General features: G+C 64.2%; 14 protein-coding genes. 9 read left to right on the top strand and 5 right to left on the bottom strand.

The features are described 5' to 3' along the window. Window positions 1-196 precede the first annotated feature (196 nt). Both ACVISU_RS24085 and ACVISU_RS24090 read left to right on the top strand, forming a co-directional pair. On the top strand, window positions 197-550 hold the full coding sequence (locus ACVISU_RS24085; RefSeq protein ID WP_083991990.1) for a DUF3307 domain-containing protein: 354 nt from the start codon (window positions 197-199) through the stop codon (window positions 548-550). A 170-nt stretch (window positions 551-720) separates the two neighbouring features. Then, window positions 721-1,128, top strand: a complete 408-nt coding sequence (locus ACVISU_RS24090) for a hypothetical protein (protein WP_050403945.1) — start codon at window positions 721-723, stop codon at window positions 1,126-1,128. Between the two features lie 7 nt (window positions 1,129-1,135). Here the strand turns inward: ACVISU_RS24090 and ACVISU_RS24095 are convergent, their stop codons facing one another. Both ACVISU_RS24095 and ACVISU_RS24100 read right to left on the bottom strand, forming a co-directional pair. Continuing rightward, a complete protein-coding gene (locus ACVISU_RS24095) occupies window positions 1,136-1,471 on the bottom strand; it encodes a YkgJ family cysteine cluster protein (RefSeq protein ID WP_456708532.1) in 336 nt (111 codons plus the stop codon). Further along, window positions 1,471-2,169 carry a helix-turn-helix transcriptional regulator gene (locus ACVISU_RS24100; protein WP_028336549.1) on the bottom strand — a complete coding sequence of 233 codons (699 nt, stop codon included), beginning with the start codon at window positions 2,167-2,169 and terminating at the stop codon, window positions 1,471-1,473. Before ACVISU_RS24100 ends, ACVISU_RS24095 begins: the two co-directional genes overlap by 1 nt. Before the next feature lie 195 nt (window positions 2,170-2,364). Between ACVISU_RS24100 and ACVISU_RS24105 the strand changes: the two genes are divergently transcribed. Together ACVISU_RS24105 and ACVISU_RS24110 are read left to right on the top strand one after the other, a co-directional pair. Continuing rightward, entirely contained in the window at window positions 2,365-2,598 is a 234-nt protein-coding gene (locus ACVISU_RS24105) for a hypothetical protein (protein ID WP_456708533.1), read from the top strand. A 64-nt stretch (window positions 2,599-2,662) separates the two neighbouring features. Then, complete coding sequence (locus ACVISU_RS24110; RefSeq protein WP_456708534.1) at window positions 2,663-3,391, top strand: glutathione S-transferase family protein; 729 nt, start codon at window positions 2,663-2,665, stop codon at window positions 3,389-3,391. Here the strand turns inward: ACVISU_RS24110 and ACVISU_RS24115 are convergent. Further along, entirely contained in the window at window positions 3,388-4,023 is a 636-nt protein-coding gene (locus tag ACVISU_RS24115) for a pyridoxamine 5'-phosphate oxidase family protein (RefSeq protein ID WP_050403917.1), read from the bottom strand. The two genes, ACVISU_RS24110 and ACVISU_RS24115, sit on opposite strands and share 4 nt — an antisense overlap. Window positions 4,024-4,140: 117 nt before the next feature. Here ACVISU_RS24115 and ACVISU_RS24120 point away from each other — a divergent pair, with 117 nt between their 5' ends. After that, entirely contained in the window at window positions 4,141-5,034 is an 894-nt protein-coding gene (locus tag ACVISU_RS24120; RefSeq protein WP_050403918.1) for a LysR family transcriptional regulator, read from the top strand. A 16-nt stretch (window positions 5,035-5,050) separates the two neighbouring features. Here the strand turns inward: ACVISU_RS24120 and ACVISU_RS24125 are convergent, their stop codons facing one another. Next, complete coding sequence (locus ACVISU_RS24125) at window positions 5,051-5,506, bottom strand: PaaI family thioesterase (protein ID WP_050403919.1); 456 nt, start codon at window positions 5,504-5,506, stop codon at window positions 5,051-5,053. A 285-nt stretch (window positions 5,507-5,791) separates the two neighbouring features. Next, window positions 5,792-6,961, bottom strand: a complete 1,170-nt coding sequence (gene pobA / locus ACVISU_RS24130) for a 4-hydroxybenzoate 3-monooxygenase (protein ID WP_050403920.1) — start codon at window positions 6,959-6,961, stop codon at window positions 5,792-5,794. 271 nt (window positions 6,962-7,232) lie between these two features. Here pobA and ACVISU_RS24135 point away from each other — a divergent pair, with 271 nt between their 5' ends. From ACVISU_RS24135 to ACVISU_RS24150, 4 genes are all read left to right on the top strand, one after another. Next, on the top strand, window positions 7,233-8,258 hold the full coding sequence (locus ACVISU_RS24135; protein ID WP_456708535.1) for a TRAP transporter substrate-binding protein: 1,026 nt from the start codon (window positions 7,233-7,235) through the stop codon (window positions 8,256-8,258). A 226-nt stretch (window positions 8,259-8,484) separates the two neighbouring features. Next, complete coding sequence (locus ACVISU_RS24140) at window positions 8,485-8,994, top strand: TRAP transporter small permease (RefSeq protein WP_050403946.1); 510 nt, start codon at window positions 8,485-8,487, stop codon at window positions 8,992-8,994. Between the two features lie 6 nt (window positions 8,995-9,000). Then, entirely contained in the window at window positions 9,001-10,317 is a 1,317-nt protein-coding gene (locus ACVISU_RS24145) for a TRAP transporter large permease (RefSeq protein ID WP_050403922.1), read from the top strand. A gap of 3 nt (window positions 10,318-10,320) precedes the next feature. After that, window positions 10,321-10,782: a DUF3237 domain-containing protein gene (locus ACVISU_RS24150; protein ID WP_050403923.1), complete on the top strand. Its 462-nt coding sequence runs from the start codon at window positions 10,321-10,323 to the stop codon at window positions 10,780-10,782. The last annotated feature ends 26 nt before the right edge of the window (window positions 10,783-10,808 follow it).

A 10,808-nucleotide genomic window follows, 5' to 3' on the forward strand; every position in this document is an offset into this window, starting at 1 on the left:
AGATGTGATTTTCGGGGGGCCGCAGGTGCATTCCATCGCCGGAGATGTCATAAATGAGACAAGCTTCGCCTTGCGGAATTGTGCTGACGGCCTGACCCGGATTTTCTTGCAATCATATTCATCGAAGTAGAAGGGCGTCAGCTTGTTGTTTCCTTCCATGTCATCGTCGGTGTCGGTTGGTGCCCTGGTGGGATGGATGTTGCTTCTCACCGCAAAGCACATCATCGCCGACTTCATGCTGCAGAACGCCTGGATGGCGATCGGCAAGGATCAGAAGACCGGCTGGGCCATGCCGCTGCTCGCGCATTGCCTGGTCCACCTTGCGGTCGCGCTGGCGCTGATCCTGGTAGTGGCGCCGCGCTTCTGGTACGTCGCCTTCGTCGATTTCGTGATCCACATCATCGTCGATCGCTGCAAGGGCATCTGCGCCTCGCATTTCGGCGTGACGCTGGAGTCCGGCCATCCCTGGTTCTGGACCCTGATCGGGGTCGATCAGGCACTGCACCATCTCACCGGATTCGCGCTGTCGATCTACATGGCCGCCAACTGAGCAGGCGGCGGACGCCTCTTCCCAAATCCCGGACCACGATCCCTCCCGCCAGCGGCGGGCGGATGTGATTCGCGTGCAACGAGCAAGGGCCGCCGGAGGCGACCGGCGGCCGTGGTTAACCTTTCGTTAGAGGATTGCGCGGCATCTTCTCGATCGAGGGGGATTTGCAAATGTTTTCAAGCCGCGACGCGTTCGAGAACGATGCCTGCCCAGTTGCGGACGACCTGCTCGGCCAGATGTACCGCGCCAATCCGAACGGGCTTTCGCTGCTGGTCGCCAATGTCGCGCCCGACGTCAGGGCGATGCTCGCGCTGTTCTGCTATCGGCGCAGCCATCTGCATGCACTCGCACTCGCGATTGCGTCGAGCTGCAGCGAGTGGGAGCTGGCCAATTGCGGCGGCCGTGTCGGGTCGACGCTCTATGCGCTGTCGCGTGAGCCGGCCCGTGCCGCGACCGTGTCGCACGGCGGCCGCAAGCCGATCACGCTGTCGACCAAGCCGCTGTCGAGCTTCGCGCCCGTTGTCGACGACGAACTCGACGAAGAGGACGTCAGCGAGACGGCGACCGTGACGGCCTAAGCCGTGCTCAACCCGGCTGCGCGCTCGGGATGAGCGGCAGCCCATGCCGGCGCCGCGCCATGGCGCATTCCGCGTCGCCCGGCAAGCAGGTTCGGCACACCTCCGGCCTTACCGCATAGACCTCGCAGCGCGTCGCTTCTCCGATCTTGCCTGACAGCGCCGAGCAGCGGTCGCCCTCGCAGCGCATCCCCGATTGTCGCGCATTGACGAATTGCGCCGGGATCAGGTCGAGCTCGGCGTCGTCCTCGATAGTGAAGCGCGGCCAATTCTCCGAATAGCTGCAGCAGGCGCCGCAGGACCGGCAGGGGCTCGCGTCCTCTGTCTCGATCGCGTTGCCAGCCATCACGTGTCCCTTGGTGCTTCCCACACCAGGCTGCGCCGCCAGCGCGCCCTGAGCAGGTCGCGCCGTTCCGGATACTTCTCGTCGTGATAAACAGCCGTGACCACGCGGTCGGTGCGGAAGCTGCGGAAATCCTTGCGCAGCTCGCACCAGGCGGCGAGCAGCCGCACCGCCTCGTGATAGCCGACCGCGATCGGCCAGATCGTGCGCTCAGAGTCGCGGCCGTGCTCGTCGCGATAGTTGAGCGTGATCTTCTTTCCCTCGTGGATCTGGCTGCGGGTCCTCACCATGTCGATGCGGTCGGGCTCCCTGTTCCAGGCGGAGCGGGCGCGGCTCGCCGGCTCCAGCACGAACGGCCGCAGGCGGTCGGGCACGGTCTCGGCGATCTTGGCCATCAGGTCCTCGGCCGCGCGCGCCAGCGCCGGATCGGCGTGACCGACCACCCATTGCGCGCCGAGCACGCAGGCCTCGATCTCGTCCGGTGTCAGCATCAGGGGCGGCAGGTCGAAACCCTTCTCCAGGATGTAGCCCATGCCGGCCTCGCCGCGGATCGGCACCCGCTGCTCGATCAGGCTGGCGATGTCGCGATAGATGGTCCGCTTCGATGTCTCGAGTTCGGCTGCGATCGCATCCGCGGTCAAAGGCTTACGGGTGCGGCGGAGCACCTGGATGATCTGAAACAGCCGGTCGGCGCGTCTCATGGCAATTCTCTTGATCGCTCTCTTGGCAGGCGTCTGTTGTCGTCGTTTTGGCAGCTGTCTTGACGAGTGTCTTGACGGATCTTGCGGTGTCTCGACGCGTCGCCTTTTCGCGCCCCCTGTCACTGCTGCTGACAGCATGTTGGCAGTAGGTGGGGGCTATATCAGGACAACACCTCAAGTGAAGGGAATTTGTCCATGACGAATCTTGACGAACTCGGTTTCCGGCAAGCGCAGAGCTTTGCGCTGGAACAATTGGTCACGGTCTACTCCACCTCCGGCGACCTGCGCTGGGCCCTGGTCGCGCTGGTCGCTCAATCCATCAGCGCAGCCTGGTCCTACGGGCGGGCACGGCTGGTCAAGCGCGTTCGCGAGGCGGTTCGCCGCCTCGCGCCGATCGGCCCGTACGGCAGTGAATGCCACTACTGCTGACACCATGCTGGCAGCAGGGGCCGGCTAGCTTCACTTCACGACCATTGGCGATCGGGAGCTTCATATGATTACGCTTTTTGGCTTTGGCACGGGCTTCGGCTTGCCTGAAATCAGCCCCTTCGTGACCAAGACCGAGGTCCAGCTCAAGATGGCCGGGCTCGCCTACGTTAAGGAAAAGGCGATGCCGCCGGCGTCTCCCAAGGGCCAGCTGCCGTTCATTTCCGATGACGGCGAGACGATCGCCGATTCGACCTTCATTCGCGCCCATATCGAGGGCAAATACGGCTTCGATTTCGATGCGCCGCTGAGCCTGCAGGCGCGTGCGCAGGCCTGGGCCTTCGAGCGCATGATCGAGCATCACGTCTACTGGGCGCTGGTCGGCGCGCGCTGGGTCGACGACACCAATTTCGCCAAGGGACCCGCGCATTTCTTCGACGGCGCGCCCGATCATCTGCGCGACAAGATGCGCGAGGACGCCCAGTTTCGCGTCGCCGAGAACTATCTGCTGAGCGGGCTCGGCCGTCACGGACCCGATGAGGACGTCGATCTCGCGATCCGCTCGCTGTTCGCGCTGTCGGTGCAACTCGGCGACAAGCCCTATCTGATGGGCAACGCGCCTTGCGGTACCGACGCCACCGCGTTCGGGGCACTGGCGGGGATCCTGACGCCGTTCTTCGATTCGCCGCTGCGCGAGCGCACTGAAAAGTTCGACAATCTCACCGCCTATGTCGGCCGGATGATGCAGCAGTACTATCCGGAGTTCGCCTGGGCGCCGCTGCAGCAGGCGGCCTAACCGGCAGGGGCAGGAGCGGGCTCGCCCCTCAGCGCGGCGAGCTCCGCCTCGAGCTCGGCGATGCGCTGATCGCGTGAGGCGAGCGCTGTGGCGACGTCGGCCGCGTCGAATTTCTGCGGGATGTGCTGCGGGCAATTGGTGTCCCACGCCGTGACCTTGAACAGGATCACCTGCTCGGGGCGCGCGCGATAGCCCTGCGGCATCAGCGAGCGCGTCAGCGCCGGATCGTCTTCCACGACGCGCGCCTCGCCCCAGATCTTCACCCGCTGCCGGTACGCATAATTCATCACGAAGATATAGGCCTTCGGGTTCTCCGAGAGATTGCCCTGGGTGATGAACTGCCGGTTGCCGCTGTAGTCGGCGAACGCGATGGTGTGCTTGTCGAGCACCTTGATGAAGCCCTTCGGCCCGCCGCGATGCTGGATGTAGGGCTGGCCGGCAGCCGAGGCGGTGGCGAGATAGCAGCTGTTGGTGTTGGCGAGGAACGCGGCCAGGTTCTCGTCGACCTCGGTCTGCCAGCCGCCATGGGCCTCAACCTCGGCATAGGTTGCGCGCGACCCCTTGCGGGCCTGGATTTGCTTCACCGCCGGGGTGAACCCGACGTCGCTCGAATAGCTGCCAGCGTCTGACATCTCAGTCTCCCGCCATGGGCGACAAAGCGGTCGTCCTCGAGTCGCAAGATGGGTATTTCCGGATCGTAAGCAATCTTGTGAATTGACACTTCACTGTTGCCGATTATGCAATAGTTCATGGACCGAATCGACGCCATGCAGGCTTTTGTCGCGGTGGCGGACCTCGAAGGGTTTGCCCCCGCCGCCCGCAAGCTCGGCCTGTCGCCATCCGCCATCACGCGGCTGATCGCGGCGCTGGAGGAGCGGCTCGGCGCGCGGCTCTTGCAGCGGACCACGCGGCAGGTGACGCTGACCGACGCCGGCTCGCGCTATTTGGAGCGGGCGCGGCGGATCCTCGCCGACGTGGAGGAGGCCGAGGATGCGGTCGAGAGCGAGCGCACCCGCCCCGAAGGCCGCCTCGTGATCTCGGCGCCGTTCGGCTTCGGGCGGCTGCATGTCAGCCCGGTCGTATCAGCCTATTTGAAGCGCTATCCCGACGTCGGCGTCGACCTGCGACTGTCGGACCGCCGCATCAATCTCGTCGAGGACGGCGTCGACCTCGCGGTCAGGCTCGGGCACCTGCCGGATTCGACCCTGGTGGCGCGGCATGTCGGCCAGATGCGCCGCATCGTGGTGGCTTCCGCCGGCTATCTCAAGCTTCGCGGCGAGCCGAAGCGGCCGGCCGACCTCGCCGCTCACGACACCATCCAGTTCGGCGCCATCACCGCGGCACCGGATTGGCGCTTCATGGAGGACGGCCAGGAGATCCGCATTACGCCTACTCCGCGCTTCACCAGCAACAGCTCGGATGCCGCCATCCAGTTCGCCGAGCAGGACGGCGGATTGACCCGGGTGATGGCCTACCAGGCCGCCGAATCGCTGAAAGCCAAGCGGGTCCGCATCGTGCTCGCCGCGTTCGAGCAGCCGCCGGTGCCGATCCACGTCGTCTACCCGACATCCCGGCTGTTGTCGGCCAAGGTGCGGACCTTCATCGATCTCGTCACCGAGATCACCGACTGGCACTTCAGTTAGCTTCTCGCGAAAGCGCTCAGCTCACCGGCGGCTTCTTCGGCACCACGCGGAACGTGCCGCTGGCGCGCGCGATCGTCACGCCGTCGGCCTTGATCAGGCTCTGCGCAAAGCAGATCGTGCTGCCGGTTTTGATCACGTCGCTCTCGATCGCGAGCCACTGCCCGACATTGGCGGAGCCGACGAAATCGACCGTGAGCGAGATCGTCACATACGAGGTGGTCCAGCCGGTCGCCTGGCCGCAGCTATAGCCCATCGCATTGTCGGCGAGCGCTGCAATCAGCCCGCCATGGATCAGGCCGCGGCCGTTGGTATGCGGCCTCGCCAGCCGCAGGCCGATGATGACGGCCCGCTCGGTCTTCTTCTGGTAGAGCGGCTCCCACGGCTCGGTGAGCGGGCTCTTGCGGAATAGCGGCTCGAAGCCCTCGGGGAGGTGGAAAGGAATATCGGGGGCGGCTTGTGCATCGGTGCTCATCTGAAGCTCGCATATGTCGTCGGGTTGACGCCATTGAACGCGATGTCGATGACGGTTTCACCGCCTACAAAGTTTTAAACGGGATTTGCGCGGGTGTTTGAATGCGGCCCTGGCCTGTCGCCACGTCTTCAGCTGTCATCGCCCGCGAAAGCGGGCGATCCAGTATTCCAGAGACCGCACGGCATGAATCGAGACGCCGCGGCGTACTGGATACCCCGCATGCGCGGGGTATGACGGCCGAGGGCGTAACGGCGAGGTTGCCCGACGAAAGAAGCCGCGACCTATCTATAACGGCAGCCCCACATAGTTCTCCGACAGCGAGGTCGATGCCGCCTTCGAGCTGACGAGATAGTCGAGCTCGGCGATCTGGATGCGTGCGGCGAATTCGCCTTCGTCGGGGAATTTGTGCAGCATCGAGGTCATCCACCAGGAGAAGCGCACCGCCTTCCAGACCCGCGCCAGCGCCCTGGCCGAATAGCCGTCGAGGCCGGCAGCGGATTTCTCGTCGTAATATTCGCGCAATGCCTGCGACAGATAATGCACGTCGCTGGCGGCAAGGTTCAGCCCCTTGGCGCCGGTCGGCGGCACGATGTGCGAGGCGTCGCCGGCCAGGAACATCCGGCCGAACCGCATCGGTTCGGCAACGAAGCTGCGCAGCGGCGCGATGCTCTTTTCTATCGACGGGCCGGTGATGATCTCGTCGGCGGCCTTCTGGTCGAGCCGTCGCTTCAACTCGTCCCAGAACCGCGCGTCCGACCATTGATCGACATGATCGTCGAGCGGGCACTGCACGTAATAGCGGCTGCGATGGGTCGAGCGCATCGTGCAAAGCGCAAAGCCGCGCTCGTGATTGTTGTAGATCAGCTCCGGCGAGACCGGCGGCGTCTCTGAAAGGATGCCGAGCCAGCCGAACGGGTACACCCGCTCATAGCTGGTGATCGCCGATGCCGGCACGCTGGCGCGGCTGACGCCGTGAAAGCCGTCGCAGCCGGCGATGAAATCGCAGGCGATTTCGTGGGTGACGCCGTCCTTGACGTAAGCGACGCGCGGATGGTCGGTATCGAAATCGTGCGGCGTGACGTCGGCCGCGGAGTAGACCGAGGTGAGGCCGGCCGCCTTGCGCGCGTTCATCAGATCAAGCGTGACCTCGGTCTGGCCGTAGATGGTCACGGTCTTGCCGGTCGCCGCATGCATGTCGATACGGTGCCGCGCACCGCCGAACGCCAGCTCGACGCCGTGATGGACCAGGCCCTCCTGGTGCAGCCGGGCGCCCGCGCCGACGCTGTCGAGCAGCGACACCGTGCCTTCCTCGAGCAGGCCGGCGCGGATCCGCCCCAGCACGTAATCCGGCGTCTGCCGCTCGAGAATGACGTTGTCTACACCGAAAGTATGAAGTAGTTGCCCAAGCAACAGTCCGGCCGGGCCTGCGCCTATGATTGCTACTTTTGTCCGCAATACGTGCTCCTCCCGATCGGATAGGCTTTCAGCCGGGCGCTCGCGCCGGGGCGGTCGCCGTCAATTTGCCAAGGCAACTATATCATATAACAGTTTTGGCAAGGCGGATTTGCGCAGGGGCCCGCGTTCGCCGCAGCGCAAGATGGGCGAGGGACCGGGTGCGACGAGGCGTCCCGGCTCGTGGATTTCGTCTTGAATATGCGCGCGAACTAGATAACATGTTAAGTAATGAGACCGGGCAGGAAGCCCGTCCTGGAGAGGAGGAGACGTGATGAGGAAGAGTTTGCTGGCGCTGCTGATGGCAGCCGCAGCCGTCGTGCCGGCCGCAGGTCCTTCGCAGGCGCAGGACAAGACGGTCAATCTCAAAGTGTCGCTCTGGGTCCCGCCGGCGCATCCGCTGGTGCCGGCGACGCAGGCCTGGGCTGCCGACATCGAGAAGGCCTCGGGCGGCTCCATCAAGGTCACCGTGTTTCCGTCCGAGCAGCTCGGCAAGGCGTTCGACCATTACGACATGGCGCGCGACGGCATCGCCGACGTCACTTATGTCAATCCCGGTTATCAGCCCGGCCGTTTCCCGATCGCGGCCGCCGGTCAGCTCCCGTTCGTGTTCTCGGACGGCAAAAAGGGCACGCTGGCGCTGAACGAGTGGTACCACAAATACGCGCCGACCGAGATGAAGGACACCAAGCTCTGCTTCGCCTTCATCCACGATCCGGGTGCGCTGCACGGCAAGAAGAAGATCCTGCTGCCGAGCGACCTCTCCGGCGTCAAGGTGCGCCCCGCCCAGAGCACCATCGGCGAGATGGTGAAGATGTTCGGCGGCACCAATGTGCAGGCCTCCGCGCCGGAATCGCGCGACGCGATCGAGCGCGGCGTCGCCGACGAGATCACCTTCCCCTGGGGCTCGATCTTCCTGTTCGGCATCGACAAGGTGGTGAAGTATCACATGGACGTGCCTCTCTACACGACGGTGTTCACCTACAACATGAACCTCGCCAAATATAACGCGATGTCGGATGCCCAGAAGAAGGTGATCGACGATCACTGCACGCCGGAATGGGCCTCCAAGGTCACCGACCCCTGGACCGAGTTCGAAGCCAATGGCCGCACCAAGATGAAGGCGCTGCAAGGCCACGAGGTCTATCCGCTGACCGCTGAGCAGCTCGCCGAATGGAAGAAGGCGGCCAAGCCGCTGCGTGACAGCTGGGCCGAGGCCGTGAAGAAAGCCGGCGGCGATGCGGAGAAGATCGAGGCCGACCTGCAGGCCACGCTGAAGAAGTACGAGGCGGGGATCTGATTTCGCTCCCCTTCACCTCTCCGCTTGCGGGGAGAGGTCGGATCGCATCGTCAGATGCGATCCGGGTGAGGGGGTACAGGTCTCGCCGCATTCACTACTCGTGGAAGCAGCCCTTCACCCCAACACTCTCCCCGCAAGAGCGCGGCGAGGGAGCCGATCGAAGCAGCGCATGACGCAATCTGCCGAAGTCACCCAGGACGGCGCGATCACCGGTCCACCCGAGCCGGTGCGCAAGAACTTCATGGACCGCTTCATCGATTCGATCGAATGGGTGGCGGCCTTCTTCGTCGGCGTCGTCGCGCTCAACACCTTCACCGCGGTGTTCATGCGCAAGTTCTTTTCGGTGACGATTCCCGACTACTACAATTTCGGTCAGTTCCTGCTCGGCATCCTGATCTTCTGGGGCATTGCGGCGACGAGCTATCGCGGCACCCACATCACGGTCGATCTGGTCTGGGCCAATGCCTCGCCGCGCCATCAGCGCTGGATCGATATTTTCGCGACGCTGGTGCTGCTGTTCGTGGTGAGCGTGCAGACCTACACGCTGGTCGACAAGGTGATCGACACCAAAAACAGCCACATCGTCACCATGGATCTCGGCGTTCCGGTCTGGCCGTTCTTCCTGGTGTCGTGGCTTGGCGACGTCTCCGCCGTGCTGCTGATCGCGATCCGCACCTGGCGCCTGATCTTCCATCCGGAAGATATCCACGATGCCAAGATCAAGACCGCGGAGTAGACGGCCATGAGTCTCGACCTCAGTCCCGAGGCCGTCGCCGTCATCGGCTTCGTCAGCCTGTTCGTGCTGATGCTGTTGCGTGTTCCCGTCGGCATGGCGATGGGCCTCGTCGGCATTACTGGCTTTGGCTATCTCACCGGCTTTGCCCCGGCGCTGAAGCTGGTCGGCCAGACCACGATGCGCACGGTGACGGATTATTCCTTCGGCGTGATCCCGATGTTCCTGTTGATGGGCGCCTTCGTGTCCGTCTCGGGCATCAGCCGCGAGCTGTTCCGCGCCGCCAACACCTTCGTCGGCCACTGGAAGGGCGGGCTCGGCATTGCGACGATCGCGGCTTGCGGCGGCTTCGCCGCGATCTCGGGCTCCTCGGTGGCGACCGCCGCGACCTTCTCCGCGGTGGCCTATCCCGAGATGCGCCGCTTCGGCTATCCGCAATCGTTCGCGACCGGTGTGATCGCGGTCGGCGGCACGCTCGGGGCGATGCTGCCGCCGTCCACCGTGCTCGCGGTCTACGGCATCATCACCCAGCAGGACATCGGCAAGCTGTTCATCGCCGGCGTGGTGCCGGGCCTGCTCGCGATCCTGATGCACATGATCACGATCGGCATCATCGGCGTGACCCGGCCGGGCTTCCTGCCGGCGGGCAAGAAGGCGTCGTGGCATGAGCGCTTCATGGCGCTGCGCGACGTCTGGTCGCCGCTGCTGCTGTTCCTGTTCGTGATCGGCGGCCTCTATGGCGGCTTCTTCGTCCCGACCGAGGCAGGTGCGGTCGGTGCGGTCGGCGCCTTCATCATCGGACTTCTGCGCGGCAAGCTGACCAAGGACGGCATCCTGCAATCGCTGCTGCAGGCGACGCGCACCGCGGCGGCCGTGTTCACCGTGCTGATCGGCGCGCTCTGTTTCGGCTATTTCCTCACCATCACCCAGACGCCGCAGCACGTCACTGAATTTCTCACCGGCCTCGGCATCGGTCCCTATGGCGTGCTGGCGCTGATCCTGATGATGTATCTGGTGCTCGGCTGCCTGATGGATGCGATGGCGATGGTGATCCTCACCGTGCCGATCGTGTTTCCGGTGGTGACCGCGCTCGGCTTCGACCCGATCTGGTTCGGTATCATCATCGTCATGACGGTGGAGCTCGGCCTGATCCATCCGCCGGTCGGCATGAACGTGTTCGTGATCAAGAGCGTGATCAAGGACGTCAACATGTCGACGATCTTCGTCGGTGTGCTGCCGTTCGTGATCACCGATCTGATCCGGCTGGTGATCCTGATCCTGTTCCCGCTGCTCGCGACCTGGCTGCCGCAGCGCATGATAGGCTAACCCATGGCAACGGAACTTCAGACCCGATACGTCTTCACCATCACCGCCCGGATCGCGGAGGTGACGTCCGCTGGCGACATCGGCGCGGGCGTCCGCCGTATCGTTCCGATCGTCGGCGGCGAGGTGAGGGGCGAGACGGTCAACGGCAAGGTGCTTCCCTTCGGCGCCGACTTCCAGATCATCCGGCCGAGCGAGCTGATCGAGCTGGAGGCAAAATACGCCTTCGAGACCGACGACGGCGCCGTCGTCTATGTCGAGAACAAGGGCATCCGCTTCGGGCCGGTCGAATTGCTCGAGAAGCTCAAGCGCGGCGAGCCGGTCGATCCGAAGTTGATCTATTTCCGCACCGTGCCGAGATTCGAAACCGGCGCCGAAAAATATCGCTGGCTGATGCAGCACATCTTCATCGCCTCCGCCGCCCGCCACGCCGACCGCGTCGTGATCGACGTGCATCAGGTGCTGTGAGGCTCCGCCTTCATCCTCCCCTGGAG

The organism is Bradyrhizobium sp. USDA 4452 (assembly GCF_054063575.1).